The sequence below is a fragment of the Citrobacter sp. Cpo100 genome, assembly GCF_030332595.1.
Taxonomy (GTDB): domain Bacteria; phylum Pseudomonadota; class Gammaproteobacteria; order Enterobacterales; family Enterobacteriaceae; genus Citrobacter; species Citrobacter portucalensis.
Genome location: NZ_JAOWHM010000026.1, coordinates 194369 through 214990, shown reverse-complemented (window position 1 = coordinate 214990; position 20622 = coordinate 194369). Strand labels below are relative to the sequence as shown.

18 protein-coding genes are annotated in these 20622 nt (G+C 53.5%); 8 read left to right on the top strand and 10 right to left on the bottom strand.

All coding sequences use genetic code 11. The annotated features are described in order from the left end of the window. Positions 1 to 104: 104 nt before the first annotated feature. Genes OGX96_RS04495 through OGX96_RS04480 form a run of 4 tightly spaced genes read right to left on the bottom strand, consistent with a single transcriptional unit; the run spans position 105 to position 4624 of the window. Positions 105 to 1919: a diol dehydratase reactivase subunit alpha gene (locus OGX96_RS04495; protein ID WP_286582311.1), complete on the bottom strand. Its 1815-nt coding sequence runs from the start codon at positions 1917 to 1919 to the stop codon at positions 105 to 107. Between the two features lie 13 nt (positions 1920 to 1932). After that, the gene (locus OGX96_RS04490) at positions 1933 to 2358 is read right to left on the bottom strand and encodes a diol dehydratase small subunit (RefSeq protein WP_198801752.1); all 426 of its coding nucleotides are present in this window, start codon (positions 2356 to 2358) and stop codon (positions 1933 to 1935) included. A 2-nt stretch (positions 2359 to 2360) separates the two neighbouring features. Beyond that, positions 2361 to 2945: a propanediol/glycerol family dehydratase medium subunit gene (locus OGX96_RS04485; protein ID WP_008785852.1), complete on the bottom strand. Its 585-nt coding sequence runs from the start codon at positions 2943 to 2945 to the stop codon at positions 2361 to 2363. An 11-nt stretch (positions 2946 to 2956) separates the two neighbouring features. Next, positions 2957 to 4624, bottom strand: coding sequence for a propanediol/glycerol family dehydratase large subunit (locus OGX96_RS04480; RefSeq protein ID WP_198801751.1), 1668 nt, complete (start codon positions 4622 to 4624; stop codon positions 2957 to 2959). Positions 4625 to 5016: 392 nt separating this feature from the next. Between OGX96_RS04480 and OGX96_RS04475 the strand changes: the two genes are divergently transcribed. Genes OGX96_RS04475 through OGX96_RS04460 form a run of 4 tightly spaced genes read left to right on the top strand, consistent with a single transcriptional unit; the run spans position 5017 to position 7532 of the window. Further along, positions 5017 to 5445 (top strand): GlcG/HbpS family heme-binding protein, encoded by a 429-nt coding sequence (locus OGX96_RS04475; protein ID WP_020996341.1) that lies wholly within the window; start codon positions 5017 to 5019, stop codon positions 5443 to 5445. 22 nt (positions 5446 to 5467) lie between these two features. Further along, on the top strand, positions 5468 to 6631 hold the full coding sequence (dhaT, locus tag OGX96_RS04470; protein WP_003024734.1) for a 1,3-propanediol dehydrogenase: 1164 nt from the start codon (positions 5468 to 5470) through the stop codon (positions 6629 to 6631). Positions 6632 to 6647: 16 nt separating this feature from the next. Continuing rightward, on the top strand, positions 6648 to 7001 hold the full coding sequence (locus OGX96_RS04465; RefSeq protein WP_048225637.1) for a glycerol dehydratase reactivase beta/small subunit family protein: 354 nt from the start codon (positions 6648 to 6650) through the stop codon (positions 6999 to 7001). Beyond that, positions 7002 to 7532, top strand: coding sequence for a cob(I)yrinic acid a,c-diamide adenosyltransferase (locus OGX96_RS04460; protein WP_198801750.1), 531 nt, complete (start codon positions 7002 to 7004; stop codon positions 7530 to 7532). Here OGX96_RS04460 and dhaR read toward each other — a convergent pair. Beyond that, the gene (dhaR, locus tag OGX96_RS04455; RefSeq protein WP_003828512.1) at positions 7510 to 9435 is read right to left on the bottom strand and encodes a dihydroxyacetone kinase operon transcriptional regulator DhaR; all 1926 of its coding nucleotides are present in this window, start codon (positions 9433 to 9435) and stop codon (positions 7510 to 7512) included. The two genes, OGX96_RS04460 and dhaR, sit on opposite strands and share 23 nt — an antisense overlap. Before the next feature lie 91 nt (positions 9436 to 9526). Further along, positions 9527 to 10624: a glycerol dehydrogenase gene (locus tag OGX96_RS04450; protein ID WP_003024745.1), complete on the bottom strand. Its 1098-nt coding sequence runs from the start codon at positions 10622 to 10624 to the stop codon at positions 9527 to 9529. A 562-nt stretch (positions 10625 to 11186) separates the two neighbouring features. On the opposite strand from OGX96_RS04450, the gene OGX96_RS04445 reads away from it, so the two are divergent. After that, entirely contained in the window at positions 11187 to 12845 is a 1659-nt protein-coding gene (locus OGX96_RS04445; RefSeq protein ID WP_198801749.1) for a glycerone kinase, read from the top strand. Positions 12846 to 13045: 200 nt separating this feature from the next. Here the strand turns inward: OGX96_RS04445 and cfa are convergent, their stop codons facing one another. Then, positions 13046 to 14200: a cyclopropane fatty acyl phospholipid synthase gene (gene cfa, locus OGX96_RS04440; protein ID WP_048215499.1), complete on the bottom strand. Its 1155-nt coding sequence runs from the start codon at positions 14198 to 14200 to the stop codon at positions 13046 to 13048. Between the two features lie 67 nt (positions 14201 to 14267). Here cfa and OGX96_RS04435 point away from each other — a divergent pair, with 67 nt between their 5' ends. Further along, the gene (locus OGX96_RS04435; RefSeq protein WP_020996343.1) at positions 14268 to 15116 is read left to right on the top strand and encodes a helix-turn-helix domain-containing protein; all 849 of its coding nucleotides are present in this window, start codon (positions 14268 to 14270) and stop codon (positions 15114 to 15116) included. On the opposite strand, the gene OGX96_RS04430 is transcribed toward OGX96_RS04435, so the two are convergent. Continuing rightward, positions 15117 to 15890, bottom strand: coding sequence for a siderophore-interacting protein (locus OGX96_RS04430; RefSeq protein ID WP_198801748.1), 774 nt, complete (start codon positions 15888 to 15890; stop codon positions 15117 to 15119). Positions 15891 to 16125: 235 nt separating this feature from the next. Between OGX96_RS04430 and OGX96_RS04425 the strand changes: the two genes are divergently transcribed. Beyond that, positions 16126 to 16809 (top strand): PadR family transcriptional regulator, encoded by a 684-nt coding sequence (locus tag OGX96_RS04425; RefSeq protein ID WP_162623414.1) that lies wholly within the window; start codon positions 16126 to 16128, stop codon positions 16807 to 16809. 53 nt (positions 16810 to 16862) lie between these two features. Here the strand turns inward: OGX96_RS04425 and OGX96_RS04420 are convergent, their stop codons facing one another. Further along, positions 16863 to 18383 carry a methyl-accepting chemotaxis protein gene (locus OGX96_RS04420; RefSeq protein WP_103014964.1) on the bottom strand — a complete coding sequence of 507 codons (1521 nt, stop codon included), beginning with the start codon at positions 18381 to 18383 and terminating at the stop codon, positions 16863 to 16865. Between the two features lie 430 nt (positions 18384 to 18813). On the opposite strand from OGX96_RS04420, the gene ygjG reads away from it, so the two are divergent. Continuing rightward, positions 18814 to 20193, top strand: coding sequence for a putrescine aminotransferase (ygjG, locus tag OGX96_RS04415; protein WP_167371260.1), 1380 nt, complete (start codon positions 18814 to 18816; stop codon positions 20191 to 20193). Positions 20194 to 20270: 77 nt separating this feature from the next. On the opposite strand, the gene OGX96_RS04410 is transcribed toward ygjG, so the two are convergent. Continuing rightward, complete coding sequence (locus OGX96_RS04410) at positions 20271 to 20603, bottom strand: tRNA-binding protein (RefSeq protein ID WP_016157522.1); 333 nt, start codon at positions 20601 to 20603, stop codon at positions 20271 to 20273. Positions 20604 to 20622: the final 19 nt, after the last annotated feature.

The following is a 20622-nucleotide window of genomic DNA, read 5'->3' as shown; positions in this document are numbered from 1 at the left end:
AGACACATTTATACTATGTACCCAACTCCGCCGGGATATCAAAGAGAACATCGCCTTTATTTGACTTACCCCGCAGCTAAACGCTTGCGCGGCTGTTTTCTGCGCTATTTTTTTGCTTCTCCGGCTAAAACCAGCCCAGTTGCCACCGCATTACGCGGCCCTTCGGTACCTCGAATATTGCCCTGCCCGGCGACAACGCCGTAATGCGCCAGCGCATCGGTGATCATCTGCGGGATTTCGAAATCCAGCGAAGAACCGCCTACCAGCACCACAAAAGTCATATCGCGAATAGAGCCACCGGGTGACACCTGGCGTAACGCGCGCAGGCAGTTGGTCACAAAAACCTTCTCTTTAGCCTGTCGGCGCACCAGACGGATTTTTTCCAGCGAGGTCTGGTTATCTACCGGGATCAGCTCACCCTCTTTCAAGTACACCACTTTGGCGAATACTGACGGACTGAGCGGTTCGCGGAAAAACTCCACCGCGCCGTTCTCATGGCGAATGCTGAACAGGCTCTCCACTTTTGCCAGCGGGTATTTTTTTATTTCCTCCGACAGAAATGCATCGCTTAAGCCCAGCTCAGTTTGAATCAACAGGCTGACCATATTCCCCGCGCCGGCCAGATGTACCGCTTTCACTACGCCGTCGCTATTGATGACGGCGGCATCGGTAGATCCTGCGCCTAAGTCGAGGATCGCCAGCGGTGCGGCGCATCCGGGCGTTGTTAACGCCCCTGCTACGGCCATGTTGGCCTCCACACCACCGACTTCAACTGGGGTATTTAACCGGGCGCTCAGCTCACTGGCGATGGCCTGCATCTGTAAGCGATCGGCTTTCACCATCGCCGCAATGCCCACGGCGTTCTCCATTGAACACTCTCCGGCAATGCCGCCCTGCACCTTGCGCGGAATAAATGTATCGACCGCCAACAGATCCTGAATATGCACCGTGTTCATGTCATGACCGGTCAGCGAGGCCATCACCTTTCGCACCCGCTCCAGCATGCCGCCTGCGTGCGTGCCTGCTTCACCACGAATATCACACACGGGCGCGCAGGCGCTCATCGCCTGCATAATGGCCTGCGCGCCTTGCGCTACGTCGGCTTCACCGCCACGCTTTTCACCACGGATAAAGATCTTACCCGCCGGGATCACTCTTGATCGCACATCTCCCTGCGGGGTTTTCAGCACCACGGCGGAACGGTTGCCAATCAGCGCTCTGGCGATGGGGACAATAGTTTGCGTTTCCTCAGGGGTCAGGGCAAAGAAGGTCGCGATACCGTAAGGATTCGACAGCACCCGCACCACCTGTCCCGGGGCCGCCACTTCCACCGCCGCCAGCACGCCTTCCGGCACCTTCTCCAGCAGAGTGACTTCATCAACCACCGGTATTGGCCGATGCAGGCGATTATTCACCAGCACGCCATCATCTTTTTTCAGGATGGCCGCCACCACGTTGACGCCACGATCCAGCGCTTCATTGATAAACCAAACCGCCTCAAGGAAATCCATCTCCTCACCCACCAACGGTATCCAACCCTGGGCAAATCGATCCTCGCTCAACGCCGCCAACTTCTCCACGGCGATGGTAGTTCCCATGCCCACGCCAACGCCGCCGGGCGTTTGCGGGTTATGGCCAATCATCGTTGATTCGGTAATGATGGTTTCAGTGATGGTTTCCATCGCCACATCGCCAATCACCGGTGCGGCCTCGTTGATGCAGATTTTTGCCACGTCCTGCAGCGACCACGGCGTTTTATCCAGCGCCTGCTGCAGGGACGCGACCACCCCGGCGATATTCTCCCGCGTGCCTTTCATCCCGGTCGTGGCGACAATCCCGCTGCCGATAAACCGGCCATCCTGCGCCAACGCCACTTCAGTGGTGGCGTTGCCGATATCGATCCCTGCAATTAACGGCATGCTGCCTCCGTCACTAACTGCCTTTACGCAGCTTATTTCTCTGCTGGTATACCTCTGCCGATTCGCGGACAAACCCGGCGTTCACCGTGGCGTGCCAGGTGTGTTCCAGTTCATCGGCAATGGCCTGCAACTCGGCGAACGAAGAACGAAACGGCCTCAGTGCGTTGTAGATCTCCAGAATGCGGGCATCCGGGATCGCAATCAGTTCTGCCGCACGACGAAAATTGCGCGCCACGGCATGACGCTGCATCTGCTCGGCAATCTGCGCCTGGTACTCCAGCGTTTGCTGAGAAATACGCACATCCTGCGGCCCTACGCGGCCCGCCAGCACATTCTCAAGGGTAATGTCGGTTAGCGGCTTGCCGGTAGGCGTCTGGATTTTCTCCGGGCAGCGGGTGGCTAATGGGTAATCCTGCGCGGTCATGATGTTGTCGTTCATGGTCATTCCCTTACCAGTGCAATATGCAACGTGACAGGCGCAGCATCCTGCACCACGTGTTTGGTTTCTTTGATATGAAACAGCGCGGCCTTGGCCATAAATTTAGGGCGCACCATCTGGTCATTGACCACTGGCACCGGCGAAGGCGACTCTTTGCGTGCATATCGCGCGGCGTTTTTACCAATCTGACGATAGGTTTCCAGCGTCAGCAGCGGAGCCTGAGAAAACAGTTCCAGGTTACTTAGCGGCAGCAGATCGCGCTGATGAATCACCGTGGTTCCTTTCGACTGGATACCAATCCCAATGCCTGAGCCGCTGAGATTTGCCGCATCCCATGCCATAAAAGAAACATCCGAGGTGCGCAAGATCCTCACTACTCGCGCATGCAGTCCCTCTTCTTCGATGCCAGCAACCAGCTCTTTCAAAATCGCGTTGTGCGGCATATCAATCAAGGTTTTATGCTGATACTTATCAAAGGCCGGGCCGACGCCAATCACCACCTCATCCACGCGCTCATCCGCGTTAGCCGCCTCGCCTTCGCTCACCTGTAAGGTGAAAACCGGCTTACGTTCAGTTGTGCATTCCACTGTGTACCGCCTTATTCGATCGAGCCGGGCTGAACCACGCCCGCAATATTTTTAATTTCCGCCCAGCGTTCGGCACTGATGCGATAGCCGGTACCAGGTCCCTGATAATCATTGATGTCGTTGACGGCGCTGACGACGTCGAACTGGCGATCCAGAATGGCCGACGTTTGCAGGTAATCACCGGTAACACGCTGTCTCAGCATGTTGAGGATATTGCTGGCGATATCTTCGAAGCCGCTGCAACTCAACGCGCCGACGATATCCAGCCCGGTGATATTGCGCTTCATCATCCCTTCCACGGCAGCCAAATCCTCAACTACATTACGCGCAGGCATATCTTTGCTGCCGTGAGCATAAGTAGCAGCTTCGACTTCTTCATCGCTAATCAGCGGCAGGCCCAGTTCGCGGAACACTGCCTGAATGGCGCGTGCGGCCTTATTGCGAATGGCGATGGTTTCCTCTTCCGTGACCGGACGCAGACCGCCGTCAACCATCAGATCGCGTTGCAGAATGTTGTAATCATCGAAATCTTCAGCGTCGAAGTTCGACCCGGCAAACATGTTGTCGTAGTTGGGTACCGCGCTGTAACCGGAGAAAATAAAGTCGGTACCCGGCAGCATCTGCATCAGGGTGCGGGCAGTACGGCGAATATCGGAGTGGGAAAAGGTCTGGTCATTGGCGGAGGCCACTTCAAGGTCGAGCATTGAGGCAATCAGGTTTTCCGCCAGCACCGCGCGGATCCCTGACGGCACTGCGCCGGTCATGCCGATACAGCTGACCGCACCATTTTGCAGCCCCTGTACGCCCGCGCCTTTGGTGATAAAAATGCAGCGCGACTCCAGATAAAGCATCGATTTACTTTCGGAATAGCCCATCAGCGCTTCCGAGCCGGTGCCGGAAGTGTAGCGCATCTTCAGACCACGCGACGCATAAGCCGAGGCGAGAAACGCTTTGGACCACGGCGTGTCATCGCCGTCGGTAAACACCGATTCTGTGCCATACACCGACACCGTTTCGGCATAACTGGTTAGCCCTCGCATCCCCAGCTCCAGCTCCGTGGCCTCTTCAACGGAACATTGCGTCAGCACACCGGGGCGACCGCACTGGGAACCCACCAGCAGTGCCAGGGCGTTAAACGGCGCGTAGCGGGCGATCCCGACCGTCGTTTCCTGCTCGGAAAAGCCGCGGATCCCCGCTTCAGCAGCGTCGGCGGCAATCTGTACCGGGTTATCTTTCAGGTTAGTCACGTGGCACTGGTTGGAGGGAGTGCGTCTGGCGCGCATTTTTTGTAGCGCCATCATCATCTCCACCACGTTCATTTGCGCCATCACTTCCACCGCTTTCGCCGGGGTGATGGCGGTGGTAATGGCAATAATCTCTTCCCGACTGACGTGGATATCCACCAGCATTCTGGCGATTTCCAGCGCGTCGAGCTGCATGGCGCGCTCAGCTTCGGCCACGTTAATGGCATAATCGGCAATGAAACGGTCGATCATGTCGAACTCGGCGCGGCTCTTACCGTCCAGCTCAACAATACGACCATTTTCGACCTTCACCGACGACGCCGGATCGTAAGGGCTTTCCATGGCGATCAGCCCCTCTTCAGGCCATTCGCCAATCAGCCCATCCTGATTTACAGGCCGCTTCGCAAGCACTTCGAATCGTTTTGATCTTCTCATGATTTATTGACTCAAAAGGTAAAAAATAGGGACGCCGGGCCGCATTACCGGGGACACCACACCCGGCATTCGCCTTTCATCAGCAATGGCCGAACTCTAAATGAGCCAAGCAATAAAAAAATAAAATTAATTTCGTTCCAATTTGGCACCTAATAAAAACGCATCGTTTCATATTGAAACGCAACTCAGGAATATCCATCGTGAATTGTGACGAGGTTAAATGATCATTATCAATAAACGCAAAATCAGGGAAATGAATTTAATTTTTATGAAAACCCCACCCTATTGACTTAATAATGCGCGGCGAGAAAATAAGGTAAAGCCAATGATAAAAATAGCTGTTGCGCGATATGTTTCGTGACCTCAGCCCTACAACATTTTCAGGAGAGACTGTGAATAAGAGCCAACAAATTGCCACCATTACGCTGGCGGCTGCAAAAAAAATGGCGCAGGCCGTTGAGGCTAAAGCGCTTGAGATCAATGTTCCGGTGGTCTTTTCCGTGGTGGATCACGGCGGGAATACGCTACTAATGCAACGCATGGACGATGCGTTTGTCACCAGCTGTGATATCTCTCTTAATAAAGCGTATACCGCCTGCTGCCTGCGTCAGGGTACCCATGAAATTACCGACGCGGTACAACCTGGCGCTTCGCTATATGGTTTGCAGCTTACTAACCAACAGCGCATTGTTATTTTCGGCGGCGGCTTACCTGTCATATTAAACGGTAAATTAATTGGTGCCGTTGGCGTTAGCGGCGGCACTGTCGAACAAGACATATTATTAGCAGAAACCGCACTGAATTGTTTCTCTGAATTATAATTTAAATCTAAGAAGGTATATTATGAGCTATCGTATGTTTGATTACCTGGTGCCAAATGTGAACTTCTTTGGCCCCAATGCTATTTCCGTTGTCGGCGAACGCTGCAAACTGTTAGGCGGTAAAAAAGCGCTGCTGGTTACTGATAAAGGTCTGCGGGCTATTAAAGACGGTGCGGTAGATAAAACCCTCGCCCATTTACGTGAAGCGGGCATTGACGTGGTGGTTTTTGACGGCGTTGAGCCAAATCCCAAAGACACCAACGTGCGCGATGGTCTGGAGGTCTTTCGCAAAGAGCATTGCGATATCATCGTTACCGTTGGAGGCGGTAGCCCGCATGACTGCGGTAAAGGCATCGGTATCGCGGCAACTCACGAAGGCGATCTCTACAGCTATGCTGGGATTGAAACCCTGACCAACCCGCTGCCGCCTATCGTTGCGGTGAATACCACTGCCGGTACCGCCAGCGAAGTCACCCGCCACTGCGTACTGACCAATACCAAAACCAAAGTGAAGTTTGTGATTGTCAGCTGGCGCAACCTGCCGTCGGTCTCCATTAACGATCCGCTGCTAATGCTCGGCAAACCCGCTCCGCTGACCGCCGCGACCGGTATGGACGCCCTGACCCACGCCGTAGAAGCCTATATTTCCAAAGATGCCAACCCGGTCACCGACGCCGCCGCTATTCAGGCTATTCGCCTGATCGCACGCAACTTGCGTCAGGCCGTAGCGCTGGGCAGCAACCTGAAAGCTCGCGAGAACATGGCCTACGCCTCTCTGCTGGCGGGCATGGCCTTCAACAACGCCAACCTCGGCTACGTTCACGCAATGGCGCATCAGCTTGGCGGTCTGTACGACATGCCACACGGCGTGGCGAATGCCGTTCTGCTCCCGCACGTGGCGCGCTATAACCTGATCGCTAACCCGGAGAAATTTGCCGATATCGCAGAATTTATGGGCGAAAACACTGACGGACTTTCCACCATGGATGCCGCCGAACTGGCCATTCACGCCATTGCCCGTCTCTCCGCTGACATCGGCATTCCGCAGCATCTGCGCGATCTGGGCGTCAAAGAAGCCGATTTCCCGTACATGGCGGAAATGGCGCTGAAGGACGGCAACGCCTTCTCTAACCCACGCAAAGGGAACGAGAAAGAAATTGCCGAGATCTTCCGTCAGGCATTCTGATAACGCAGGGGGCGCAATGTCACTTTCATCACCGGGCGTACATCTGTTTTATCACTCACGCTGGCAGGATACTCGCGTGCTTGATGAGCTGTGCTGGGGACTGGAAGAGCAAGGCGTCCCTTGCCGGGCAATCTGTTGCGACGAGCATGACTGCGCGCTGGCATTGAGCAAACTTGCGGCCAAAAGCTCAACGCTACGTGTCGGTCTGGGTCTTAATGCCACGGGTGATATTGCTTTAACCCACGCCCAGTTGCCCGAGGATCGGGCGCTGATCCGTGGGCATATCCGCGCCGGAGCAGCCCAGCTTCGCGTCCTCGGCGCCAATGCCGGTCAACTGGTCAAAGTACTTCCCTTCAGCGAGATAAAATAAATGTATCGCATCTACACCCGAACCGGCGATAAAGGCACGACCGCGCTGTTTGGTGGCAGCCGTATCGACAAAGACGACATCCGCGTTGAGGCCTATGGCACGGTGGATGAACTGATTTCCCAGCTTGGCCTCTGCTATGCCAGCACGCACCAGGCTGAACTACGCCAGGATCTGCACGCCATGCAGAAGATGCTGTTTGTACTGGGTGCGGAACTCGCCAGCGATGAGAAAGGACTCGCTCGCTTACAACAGCTTATTGGCGATGAGGATATTCAGGCGCTGGAGCAGCTTATTGACCGCAATATGGCGCAAAGCGGCCCGCTCAAAGAGTTTGTTATTCCGGGGAAAAATCTGCCATCGGCACAGCTACACGTTGCGCGAACCCTAACCCGCCGACTGGAGCGGATCCTTATCGCGATGAGCAGAACGCTGACGTTACGCGATGAACCCAGGCGTTACATCAACCGACTGTCGGACGCGCTGTTCTCGATGGCGAGAATTGAAGAAACTAGTCCAGATGCTTGCGCTTAAACTGGCTGGCATCAATGTCGTATTGCTTCATCTTGCGCCACAAGGTAGTGCGACCGATATTCAACAGTTGCGACATCTCCTGTACGCGCCCGCTGGTGACGCGAGCAGCATGGATAATCGCCTCTTTTTCGATAGCGGTAAAGGTCAGACTGGCTGGCAGCAGTGAAGACGCCGTCTCCAGACCAGGACGTTCGGCAAACAGATAATCCGGTAGATTGCTCAGCCGAATATGGCCGTTATCACTGCTGATGGCGATGTTTTCGATAATGCTGTTCAGCTCAAAGTCATTGCCCGGCCACGAATAGGCCACCAGTTGTGCCAGCGCGTCGTCGTCGATCTTCAAACTGGATGAAAAGCGTTTTTTCAGGCTATTCAGCCGCGTATAAATCAGCGAGGGAATACTGTTACGCCGCGCCCGCAGCGGGGGGATCACTATCTCAAAAGAGTGCAGCGCGTAATATAGCTGACGGCTAAAGCGGTTTTGCTCCACCAGATTGGCGAGATCAACCGTGGTGGTGGCGATCACTTTGACATCCACCGGAATCAACCGACGGGCATCCAGGCGGGTTAGTACCCCCTGCTTGATCACCTGTAACAGCGCGGATTGCAGCTCCGGCGCCAGATATTCAATTTTTTCCAGAAACAGCGTGCCGCCGTTCGCCAGTTCAAGACGGCTCAACCGGCCATTTTCATCGTCGGTAGGCGCACTGCCCATAAAATCCTGCCCCAGCACGCTGTTGGCATACAGCTGACAGTTCACGGCGATATACGGCCCGCTAGCGCGCTCACTTTCATTGTGAATGGCCTGACTCAGCAGCTCCTTACCAACACCCTCTTCCCCGCACAGCAGGATCGGGAAACTTCCCCTCGCCGCCTGGCGTCCAAAATGGATCAAGCGGCGGGTTTCCGGATCGTCAGTCGACATCTGCTCAAAAGTGTGGCTCACCTTGCCGAGCTGGCTGGTCATCAGCTGGCGCATTTGCTCCACCGGATGTAGCAGCAGGATAAAGCTGTTGCCCTGCTCCTCAACAATCGGTTTCAGGGTGATGACGGCATCAACAAACTGATGCTGGCTTTCAAAGGTAACTTCGACGTGATTCAGACCGCGGGCATGTTTGATCGCCCGGCGCAGCAGCATGGGGAGATTGAGCAGATCGTGAATGTTTTTCCCCTGACTGGCCTGCGCGTCGAGATGCAAAAGCAGCGCCGCACGCGCATTGAGGAACTGCAATACGCCCTGTTCGTTCCAGGCCATCACACCATCATCCATACTCTCCAGCAGCCCGTACATCTGGTTCAGATGGCGGTTGGATTCAGCCAGCAGGCTGTCGGTCAGCAAAGAGTTGCCGACTTCTCTGGCAATCGCCAGCGTCAGGGATAAATCAGAAACGCACTCATGTTCCACCAGACAGCACAGCGAGATGGAGCCAAACAGTCGACCATGGTTATCGAAGACCGGCGTCGAGCAGAACGACCACGGATGCAGCGCCTGCTTAAAATGCTGATCGCCAGAGGTTTTTGTCGGCTGGCCCGGCATCGTCGCCAGCGACAGGGCACAACTGCCAATGATGCTTTCTGCACAGTAGCTGCCGTCACGAAACCCAAGCTCCGCCAACTGTTCCACCGTCTGCGGATCGCCGCAACGGCTGAGAATACAGGCTGATTCATCCAGAATCAGCAGCGCGCACGGGCGGCCGTCCATAAACTCCCAGGCATCTTCCAGCGCAGCCTGAGCAATCGTCAGCAACGCCGTCTTGCGACGACAAATCGACTCAAAGGTCAGCCCTTGCGCCTGATGCGGCGCCTGCCAGGTTTCCCGCTGCATAAACTTGCTGCAACGATGCCATGACTGGGCAATGACTGAAGAGACTTCCTTCCCGATGCTATGCGTGTGCGCCGTCATATCCCTTTCCGCTGTTTAACCATAGACAACCCCTCCGGCAGAGACTGTCAGAGGGGGAGAAGATGCCGGATAAAAACCTACCGACGACTGATTAACGCGCCAGCCACTGCTGTCCCAGCAGATCTGCCGTCAGAATAGCGGCATGTACGCTTTCAGGCGTTACCGGGAACGGCATATTGTGGATGGTTTCACCTTCTGCGCAGGTCGCTTTTGCCACCGCCATGATCTTGCCGTCAACGTCTTCTTTCACGCCCATTTCCGCTAACGTTACCGGCAGGCCTACTTTCTGACAGAAATTCAGCACGGTTTCGATCTCTTCCATCGGGCTGTTTTGCAGCACCAGTTGCGCCAGCGTACCAAAGGCGACTTTTTCACCGTGGTACAAATGGTGGCACTCTTCCAGAATCGTAAAGCCGTTGTGGATCGCATGCGCCCCTGCCAGACCGCTGCTTTCAAAGCCGATGCCGCTGAGGTAAGTGTTAGCTTCGACAATACGCTCCAGCGCATCGGTCACCACGCCGGCCTGCGCGGCAAAGCGTGCCTTCTCGCCTTCCGCCAGCAGGGTATCATAGCACAAGCGCGCCAGGCTCAGCGCCGCCACGGTGGACTGTCCGCCCGCCATGCTGGTCGCTCTGGCGTCATAACAGGCTTTCGCTTCAAACCAGGTCGAGAGCGCATCGCCCATCCCGGCCACCAGCAGACGTACCGGCGCTTTGGCAATGATTGCAGTGTCCATCACTACCATATCCGGGTTTTTCGGGTAGATCAGATACTCTTCAAACTCACCGGCTTCGGTATAGATAACGGACAGCGCGCTGGTTGGCGCATCGGTAGACGCGATAGTCGGGATCACCACCACCGGCAACTTCTGGTAGTAGCCAATCGCTTTGGCGGTATCCAGCGTTTTCCCACCACCAATCCCAACCACGCCGCGGCAACCGTGCTGTTTCAAAATGGCAATCAGGCGATTAATTTCAACATGGCTACATTCACCGTTAAAGCGTTCCGCATGGCAGCTAATGTCATGACTGTGCAGGCCGTTTAGTACCTTCTCTCCCGCCAGCTTCATCACGAAGTCATCAGCAATCACGAAAAAGCTGTCCGCCAGATTTTTAGCGTATTGACCAAACAAGGTGGAAGCGTCAGGACCCTGGAGATATTTGGCTGGAGATTGAATAACTTTTAGCATTCCTTTCATCCTCAAATAAGTACATGTTTTTACATGGTGAGCCCTGGCGTTAACCTGTTTGGCCTGATGCTGACGGCGAAAACGGGAGGTACCGGAGCGATGCAATAACTGTAGGGCGAGGCGTGCACAAAAAAATCTTTCGTCTTTTTGTTCTGATATGAAACAGATAAAAACAACACATGTTTCATATTGGAACGCTTAACCATAAAAAATATAAGGTTTGCGATCCCGATCCGTTCATTTGCCACCAAATCTCCGGCACAGACGAATCTCACTTTCTCTTTTACCCACTCACTTGCCAAAATACCGGTAAAAAAAAAGCTGACAGTACCGTGTGACCTGCATTCATCGCGAGAGGAAAAAGTCGAGCGAGCTCGCATTGTGGTCGTTCACCGTTCTTTTAGGTTTCATTTCGGAACAAAAAACAATAACAACGTTCCGTAATGAAACTCATTTTAACGTTGTTTTTTTCCACGCTGACTTCGCCAGAATCTCTCTATCGCCTCCGCACCATGACCATGCTTCCGGGGGTTTGTCTTACACTCAACCTCAAGGAGCCGTTATGTCTCAATTCTTTTTTAATCAACGCACCCATCTCGTGAGCGACGTCATCGACGGTACGATTATCGCCAGCCCGTGGAATAACCTGGCGCGTCTGGAAAGCGATCCGGCCATTCGCATCGTGGTCCGTCGTGACCTCAACAAAAATAACGTAGCGGTCATTTCCGGCGGCGGTTCAGGGCACGAACCCGCGCACGTTGGGTTTATCGGTAAAGGTATGCTAACCGCCGCAGTCTGTGGCGACGTGTTCGCTTCCCCGAGCGTAGATGCGGTACTGACCGCCATTCAGGCGGTAACCGGTGAGGCGGGCTGTTTGTTGATCGTGAAAAATTACACCGGTGACCGTCTTAATTTCGGTCTTGCCGCCGAGAAAGCCCGTCGCCTTGGTTACAACGTTGAAATGCTGATTGTCGGCGATGACATCTCCCTGCCGGATAACAAACACCCGCGCGGCATTGCGGGAACCATCCTGGTGCATAAAATCGCGGGCTATTTTGCCGAACGCGGCTACAACCTCGCCACCGTCCTGCGTGAAGCGCAATACGCGGCCAATAACACCTTCAGTCTGGGTGTTGCGCTTTCCAGCTGTCATCTGCCGCAAGAAACCGACGCCGCCCCGCGTCATCATCCGGGCCACGCGGAGCTGGGTATGGGCATTCACGGCGAACCAGGCGCCTCGGTCATCGACACCCAGAACAGTGCGCAGGTGGTGAACCTGATGGTGGATAAACTGCTGGCTGCCCTGCCTGAAACCGGCCGTCTGGCGGTGATGATTAACAATCTTGGCGGCGTTTCTGTTGCCGAAATGGCCATCATTACCCGCGAACTGGCCAGCAGCCCGCTGCATCCGCGTATCGACTGGCTGATTGGCCCGGCCTCGCTGGTTACCGCGCTGGATATGAAAGGCTTTTCACTGACGGCTATCGTGCTGGAAGAGAGCATCGAAAAAGCGCTGCTCACAGAGGTGGAAACCAGTAACTGGCCGACGCCGGTCCCACCGCGTGAAATCAGCTGTGTACCGTCATCTCAGCGTAGCGCACGCGTGGAATTCCAGCCTTCGGCGAACGCCCTGGTGGCCGGGATTGTGGAGCTTGTCACCACAACCCTTTCCGATCTGGAGACCCATCTTAATGCGCTTGATGCCAAAGTCGGCGATGGCGATACCGGTTCAACCTTTGCCGCAGGCGCACGGGAAATTGCCAGCCTGTTGCATCGTCAGCAGTTGCCGCTGGATAACCTTGCCACGCTGTTTGCGCTGATTGGCGAACGTCTGACCGTGGTGATGGGCGGTTCCAGCGGTGTGCTGATGTCTATTTTCTTTACCGCTGCGGGGCAGAAACTGGAACAGGGAGCTAACGTTGCCGAAGCCCTGAATACGGGACTGGCGCAGATGAAGTTCTACGGCGGCGCAGACGAAGGCGATCGCACCATGATTGATGCACTGCAACCGGCCCTGACTTCGCTGCTCACGCAGCCGCAAAATCTGCAGGCCGCCTTCGACGCCGCGCAAGCGGGAGCCGAACGAACCTGTTTGTCGAGCAAAGCCAATGCGGGTCGCGCATCGTATCTGAGCAGTGAAAGCCTGCTCGGAAATATGGACCCCGGCGCGCACGCCGTCGCGATGGTATTTAAAGCGCTGGCAGAGAGTGAATTGAGCTAAGCCATAAGTGCCTGATAAGGCACTTGCGCCGCCATCTGGCGAAGATACGCCTGATGCGCTGCGCTTATCAGGCCTACGAGTACAAACCTTTGTAGGCCAGATAAGGCTTTTGCGCAGCCTGATGCACTACGCTTATCTGGCCTGCGAGTGCAAACCTATGTAGGCCGGATAAGGCGCTTGCGCCGCCATCCGGCAGAACGTTAACGATAAACGCGGATCCCGCCCTCTACGCCGCGGCTAAACAGCACCTGCCAAAGCTCAATATCTCTGGCGCGGAAAGCCCCTGCGCAGGCACATAAATAATAATTAAACATTCTTCTGAATGTGGCGGAATAACGTGACGACAGCTCCGGCCAGGCCTGATTAAAGCGTTCATGCCAGGCCATCAGCGTTTTATCATAATCGCTGCCGAAGTTATGCCAGTCCTCCATCACAAACCGTGATTCGCTGGCCTCGGCAATATGGGAAATTGCCGGCAAGCAACCGTTCGGGAAAATGTATTTATTGATCCACGGATCGACGCTCATCCCTTTTTTATTGCTACCAATGGTATGCAGCAGGAACAGTCCATCCGGTTTTAAACAACGGTCAGCGATGCTGAAATAGGTGTCGTAGTTTTTCGGCCCGACGTGTTCAAACATCCCCACGGACACAATGCGATCGTAGTGTTTATCAAGATCGCGATAATCCTGCAGCAGAATGTTAACGTCCAGCCCTTCACAGCGCTGCTGCGCCATTTTCTGCTGCTCTTTGGAAATGGTAACGCCTTCTACCGCCACGCCATAATGACGCGCCGCATATTCTGCCAACCCGCCCCATCCACAACCGATATCGAGTAAACGCATACCCGGCTTAAGCTGCAGCTTCTCGCAGATCATTTTTAATTTGGCATTTTGCGCTTCGTCTAATGTGGTCGCGTCTTTCCAGTAACCGCAGGAATATTGCATATGCGGATCAAGCATCAGCGCAAAGAGATCGTTACCAATATCATAATGTTCTTTACCGACGATCCATGCACGGCTACGTGACTGCAAATTAAACAGGCGTGCGCTGGCAATGCGTAAAATATCTTTCAGATTACCTGGCATCTGCTGGTCGAGTTTTGCTTTCAGGATTTTGCAGAACAGAATATCGAGCCGTTCGCAGTCCCACCAGCCTTCCATATAGCTTTCGCCAAGCCCTAACGAGCCTTGTTGCAATACCCGTTTAAAGAAACCGGTATGATGAAGTTGAATGTCCCAGGCGCGCGAGCCATTAATTCTGATATCCGCTTGCGAAAGCAGCTCTTTTCCCATTCGGGTCCAGTTATCATTTGTTTCATTGACGATGACAGCATCTGAACAAAGCGAGTTCATGGTATTTACCAAAAGTGGACTAAAAATTATTACGCAAGATTATTATGGAAAAAAGAGTGTATGTATTATGATCCGCGGACAAGATCTATCGAACAGCGGACACACCATCGGGAGCATTGACGATTCATTTATGGAAACTCTCGCGCAAAAACAGTGGAACTCCTTCCCGGATAACTCCATGACCGAACTGCCGCAGGACGTATTCTTTCGCTCTTATGTCCTGGAAGCCAACCACCATGTACCGCAGCATTCACACTCTTTTATGCAGTTTCATTTCGCCCGCAAAGGCAGCATGCGCATTGATGTTGCCGGTAAGTGCTGGATAATCCCGGCGCATTATGGCATCTGGATCCCAAATAATACGGAGCATGCGGTTTGGGCATTAGATGATGTATATTTAGAAAATCTGGATATTAAACCGGGTTTTCTTGAAGAGAGCATCAATGAATGCAAAGTAGTGGCTATCAGTGATTTCGCCAGAGAGTTTATTCATTACGCCACGAATTCAATTTCAGGCCATTATGATAGTCAGTCAAAAGAGGGCAAGCTGGTTAGTGTGCTGGTCGATATTATTCTGCAACTCCCGGAAGTCGCTTTTGTATTACCCTGGCCGCAGGATCGCGAATTAACCAAAGTCTGCCGAACAATACAAGAATCCCCCGCACTGGAGCATTCGGTTGAATACTGGGCGCAGCATTTGGGTATGTCTGCCCGTACCTTTTCACGTCATTTCAAAAAAGAAACCGGATTGCCCTTCAGCGTCTGGAAGCAAAAAATGCGAATACTTGAATCGGTATTAATGCTGAAGAAAAATAAAAGCGTAACCGCCGTGGCACTCGACGTTGGGTATTCAAGTACCGCGGCATTTAGCTACGCATTCCGCCAGGCGTTTGGCGTTCCGCCCTCTAATTACTGATTAACGGCGTTGATGCCAGTAAGCCGCTGCACGAACCCGTTGCTGATCGAACGCCTCGGTTTCAAAACGAGCACTCAGGTTTTTGACCACCTTGCCTTCGCCAGTGATCCAGATGAAATAATCGTCTGTGAGCATGCTTAGCCGCGATAAGTGTTCATTCACCGCCTGCTCGTTATGGCCGATAAACCACTGAAGAGTAAATCCGTCGAGATGGGCAAAATAGTCCTGGTAGGCTGCATCCTGCACGCTAACCAGCGCCGTGACGTGCGGACGTACCACCAAACGGCTGAGCGACTCCAGGCGTCGGCGCAACGCGGGCATTCCCGACTCATCACACACGTAAACCTGATACGCATAGTCCTCTGGTACCACCAAAGAACCGCGCGGCCCGCCGATCGTCAGCTTGTCACCCTCACGGGCATTCATCGCCCACGTACTTGCCACGCCGCCGTCATGAATATAGAAATCCAGTGCCAACTCATGGCGCGCTTCGTCATACAACGGCGTGTAGTCACGGGATAACGGACGTACACCGTCAGCCCAGACAATGCCTTCATCGGTGACGACAGGTGGTACAAAGTTGCTGCCCGGTTCAGGGAAAAAGACCTTGGTATGGTCGTCAAAGCCGTGTGAGCTAAAACCGTCCAGAGCGTCACCGCCCAATACAATACGCTGAAAGCCCGCGCTAATACGCTCTACGCGCAGGACAGTAAGTTCTCGAAAACGCAGTTCATTGCGAACGCGCTGTGGGTAGCGTGAGATGTTTTTTGTCATTTTTTCGCCTTGTGAAGATAATACGATATATCTAAATTGATTTTTTAAATGATAATGATTGCTAATCAAAAATATTGCAAGCACTTTTTGATATAGTTAACTTATGATTACCCAGTTATCACAGACACATAAAAATAGATAATAATCATAATGTTATACAACATTTTATTTGTAGACTTGCAAACTGATAATTTTTAGATATAAATTAGATATATCTAAACAACATCAGGAGACGATGATGCAAAACCATCATGAAGGTTGCTGTAAGCACTCAGAGCACCAACACGAAGGCTGCTGCAAGGGTGAAGGACATCACCATGAAGGCCGCCACAACGAGCACCATGCAGGTTGCTGCAAAGGTGAAGAATATCGCCATGAAGGCTGTAACAAAGAACATCACCACGAGCAGGGTTGCGGACATCGCCACGGTCGTGGTGGCGGCGGAGGGGGGCGTCGTCAGCGGTTCTTCGGCCACGGCGAATTACGCCTGGTGATTCTGGATATCTTGACCCGCGACGCCAGCCACGGCTATGAGCTGATTAAAGCGATTGAAACCCTGACCCAGGGTAATTACACCCCAAGCCCGGGCGTTATCTATCCAACGCTGGATTTCTTGCAGGATCAGGCACTGATCACCGTCAGCGACGAGGAAGGTGGGCGTAAACAGATTGCGATCACGACTCAGGGCCAGCAGTGGCTGGATGAGAACCGTGAACATCTGGAACATATCCACGAACGGATTAAAGCCCGCTGCGTGGGTTTTGAATTACGCAAAAATCCACAGATGAAACGCGCGCTGGAAAACTTCAAAGCCGTGCTGGATCTACGCGTCAATCATGGTGATACCAGCGATGCGCAGATCAAAAAAATCATCGGTATTATCGATCGCGCTGCGCTGGATATTACTCAGTTGGATTAATCTGCACAGCAGGCGGAACCCGTATGCCCAACGTTCCGCCTGTATTTTTAGTATTAATGCAGCACCGTAACCGCATCTTCCAGACGACCCGCGCGATGTTTTACCATCGCGGAAATCTGCGCACTCTCTTCAACCAGTTCGGCGTTTTTCTGTGTAATGTTGCTTAATTCATTCACCGCGCGGGTCAGGCTGGAAAGACCATCTGACTGTTCCAGCGTGGAGTGGCTGATTTGGGCGATCAGCTGAGTGACGTTTTGCACCTGCGCCACAATATCGTCCATCGTGCGTCCTGCGGCGTGAACCTGGTCAGATCCGGACTGCACCTTGTCAGCGCTGGCATCAATCAACTTGCGGATATCATTGGCTGCACTGGCGCTACGGCTAGCAAGATGACGTACTTCTCCCGCCACCACGGCGAACCCTTTCCCCTGCTCGCCCGCCCGCGCGGCTTCAACAGCAGCATTCAAAGCCAGAATGTTGGTCTGGAAGGCAATATCGTTAATCAGCGTCGTAATGGTGCCGATCCGCTGGGTGCTGTTGGCGATATCGTCCATGGTTTTGATGACGGTATCCATCGCCTCACCGCCGTGCGTTGCCGCGCTACTGGCGGCAATAGAGAGCTTATCGGCCGCGGCGGCGGTCTCTGAGTTTTGTTTCACCGATGCCGCCATCTGATTCATGGTGGTCACCGTTTCCTGCACATTCTCTACGGTCTGCTGCGTATGCTTGTTTAAATCGTCGCTGCCTTTCGCCAGCGTTTCGCTGTCGCTGCGCACGCAACTCACCTGGCTGGAGACGTCGTGAATGAGCCAGCGACACATTAACCCAAGCTGGCCCACTGCTCGTAGCATCAGGCCTAGTTCATCACTACGGTTAAGATGCGACACGCTGTTCCGCTCACCGGTCGCCACTTTCAGCGCCTGACGGGTGACATTCTCAATAGGACGCACAATTTGCCATTCGAAAATAGCCGTTCCCAGCACCATCACCAACGCGCTCATCAGCAGTAACGGCCATTCGGCGCCCATTTGCTGCAATGCGACCGCTAGCAGGACAAACATGAATGCCATCACGCTGCGCACCCGCCAGCGAATCGGCATCGCCGGCAGTTTACCCAGCCAGCCTTTGCGTACCACCAGCCCTTTATGAATACGCCGGTTGCAACGTCCTTCGTTCAGCGCTTTATATAAAGGCTCGACCGCCGCAATTTCCTCGTCAGTTGCCCGGGTACGAATCGACATATACCCGGTCACGCGTCCTTCCCGCACCATCGGCACCGCATTGGCCCTCACCCAGTAGTGATCGCCATTCTTACGCCGGTTTTTCACAATCCCGCTCCATGGCTCGCCCTGCTTCAGGGTGTACCACATATCCGCAAACGCCGCTTTTGGCATGTCCGGGTGACGAACCTGATTGTGCGGCTTATCGAGCAATTCATTCAGCTGATAGCCACTGACCTGGACAAATGTATCGTTCGCATGGGTGATATAGCTTTGTAAATCGGTGGTAGACATGAGGGTGATATCATCATCCAGCGGTGTATTTTGCTGACTAACGTAGGGATGAGAAGACATGATTGCGTCCTGTGCAGGTTATCTGGTTGTTAACTCTTTCGGCTTATGTTATTTCGGCGATAATTTTTTTATCTTTAGTTGTTAAATTTGATTTAGATCGCAATTTGCGATTAAACCTCAAAATCTGTACGCATTCTAATCCATTGATTTAAAATACTTTCACCTAGTAACTATTCAACGTCACTTCTACCAGCGCACCGTCACAGTGCAAATATTGCCCATTTTTAGCGCAAATTTGCGTTTATTCGATCTGTTTTCAGGCTCCTTACTTGGGCAAAATGCCAGCAAATGTTAAATCGCGGCATTAAATGTTGCGTAAATGAGATGTTTCCTGGTGTTTATCCCGATTTTTGCTAAGCGCGCCGGAATGGCGCAATCCCTGCAATACTTAATTCAGTATCATGTGATACGCGAGCTCCGGGAGCATATTTTGAACAGGTTACCTTCCAGCGCATCGGCCCTGGCCTGCAGCGCACACGCACTGAATCTCATCGAAAAGCGCACGCTTGATCATGAGGAAATGAAATCGTTAAACCGAGAGGTGATTGAGTACTTCAAGGAGCATGTCAATCCGGGGTTCTTAGAGTATCGAAAATCTGTAACTGCAGGCGGGGATTACGGAGCCGTAGAATGGCAAGCAGGAAGCCTTAATACGCTTGTCGACACCCAGGGGCAAGAGTTCGTCGATTGCCTGGGCGGTTTTGGAATTTTCAACGTGGGGCACCGTAATCCAGTCGTGGTTTCCGCCGTACAGAATCAACTCGCGAAACAACCTCTACACAGCCAGGAGTTACTTGACCCTCTGCGGGCCATGCTGGCAAAAACCCTCGCCGCACTGGCGCCCGGTAAACTGAAATACAGTTTTTTCTGTAACAGCGGGACCGAGTCGGTTGAAGCCGCGCTGAAGCTGGCGAAAGCATATCAATCGCCGCGCGGTAAATTTACGTTTATTGCCACCAGCGGCGCATTCCACGGTAAATCACTGGGCGCGCTGTCCGCTACGGCTAAATCCACCTTCCGTAAACCTTTTATGCCGCTGCTGCCGGGCTTCCGTCATGTGCCGTTTGGCGATATTAACGCAATGCGCACCATGCTCAGCGAGTGTAAAAAGACCGGTGACGATGTCGCAGCTGTGATCCTCGAGCCGATCCAGGGTGAAGGAGGGGTGATCCTGCCGCCGCAAGGTTATTTGACCGCCGTTCGTAAACTTTGCGATGAGTTTGGCGCGCTGATGATCCTTGACGAAGTGCAAACCGGCATGGGGCGTACCGGCAAGATGTTCGCCTGCGAACACGAAAACGTGCAACCCGACATTATGTGCCTGGCCAAAGCGTTGGGCGGCGGTGTGATGCCAATTGGCGCGACCATTGCCACCGAAGAGGTGTTCTCCGTCCTGTTCGACAATCCTTTCCTGCATACCACCACGTTTGGCGGCAACCCGCTCGCTTGTGCGGCTGCGCTGGCCACCATTAACGTCCTGCTGGAGCAAAATTTACCGGCTCAGGCGGAGCAGAAAGGCGATATGTTGCTGGATGGTTTCCGCCAGCTTGCGCGGGAGTACCCGGACCTGGTGCATGATGTACGCGGTAAGGGAATGCTGATGGCGATTGAGTTTGTCGATAATGAAATCGGCTACAACTTTGCCAGTGAGATGTTCCGCCAGCGGGTGCTGGTCGCCGGCACGCTTAACAATGCAAAGACGATCCGCATCGAACCGCCGTTGACGTTAACGATCGAGCAATGCGATCTGGTATTGCGATCGACACGCAAAGCCCTGGCAGCATTACGGGTGAGCGTGGAGCAAATGTAACAACCTTACCCGGCCTATAAAAGACACTCTTTTGTAGGCCGGATAAGGCGTAGCCGCCATCCGGCAATTAGCCTAACTTAAACAATCCGCACACCAGCAGGCATAAGGCGTTCTGGCGTCAACAGTACGCTTTCACTACCGTCGTCGGTTTCCGCACACAGCAGCATGCACTCTGATGTCTCACCGCGCATTTTGGCCTTTTGCAGATTACACAGCACCACCACCGTTTTGCCCATCAACTCCTCTTCACTGTAGTAAGGCACCAGGCTGGTTACGGTTTGCAGCGTACGCTCTCCCACATCTACCTGTACGATATACAGCTTATCGGCATTGTCATGGCGCTTTACCTGTGCGATTTTTCCAACACGTATTTCCATTCGGGCAAAATCAGCAAATGCGACGGTATCCATTGTTTTCTCCTTTGGTAAA

Bases quoted from the DNA above. Each gene is read 5' to 3' on its own strand.
- OGX96_RS04495 (WP_286582311.1), bottom strand. From the start codon at position 1,919: ATGCCGTTAATTGCAGGGATCGATATCGGCAACGCCACCACTGAAGTG.
- OGX96_RS04490 (WP_198801752.1), bottom strand. From the start codon at position 2,358: ATGAACGACAACATCATGACCGCGCAGGATTACCCATTAGCCACCCGC.
- OGX96_RS04480 (WP_198801751.1), bottom strand. From the start codon at position 4,624: ATGAGAAGATCAAAACGATTCGAAGTGCTTGCGAAGCGGCCTGTAAAT.
- dhaT (WP_003024734.1), top strand. From the start codon at position 5,468: ATGAGCTATCGTATGTTTGATTACCTGGTGCCAAATGTGAACTTCTTT.
- OGX96_RS04465 (WP_048225637.1), top strand. From the start codon at position 6,648: ATGTCACTTTCATCACCGGGCGTACATCTGTTTTATCACTCACGCTGG.
- OGX96_RS04460 (WP_198801750.1), top strand. From the start codon at position 7,002: ATGTATCGCATCTACACCCGAACCGGCGATAAAGGCACGACCGCGCTG.
- dhaR (WP_003828512.1), bottom strand. From the start codon at position 9,435: ATGACGGCGCACACGCATAGCATCGGGAAGGAAGTCTCTTCAGTCATT.
- OGX96_RS04450 (WP_003024745.1), bottom strand. From the start codon at position 10,624: ATGCTAAAAGTTATTCAATCTCCAGCCAAATATCTCCAGGGTCCTGAC.
- OGX96_RS04445 (WP_198801749.1), top strand. From the start codon at position 11,187: ATGTCTCAATTCTTTTTTAATCAACGCACCCATCTCGTGAGCGACGTC.
- cfa (WP_048215499.1), bottom strand. From the start codon at position 14,200: ATGAACTCGCTTTGTTCAGATGCTGTCATCGTCAATGAAACAAATGAT.
- OGX96_RS04435 (WP_020996343.1), top strand. From the start codon at position 14,268: ATGATCCGCGGACAAGATCTATCGAACAGCGGACACACCATCGGGAGC.
- OGX96_RS04430 (WP_198801748.1), bottom strand. From the start codon at position 15,890: ATGACAAAAAACATCTCACGCTACCCACAGCGCGTTCGCAATGAACTG.
- OGX96_RS04425 (WP_162623414.1), top strand. From the start codon at position 16,126: ATGATGCAAAACCATCATGAAGGTTGCTGTAAGCACTCAGAGCACCAA.
- OGX96_RS04420 (WP_103014964.1), bottom strand. From the start codon at position 18,383: ATGTCTTCTCATCCCTACGTTAGTCAGCAAAATACACCGCTGGATGAT.
- OGX96_RS04410 (WP_016157522.1), bottom strand. From the start codon at position 20,603: ATGGATACCGTCGCATTTGCTGATTTTGCCCGAATGGAAATACGTGTT.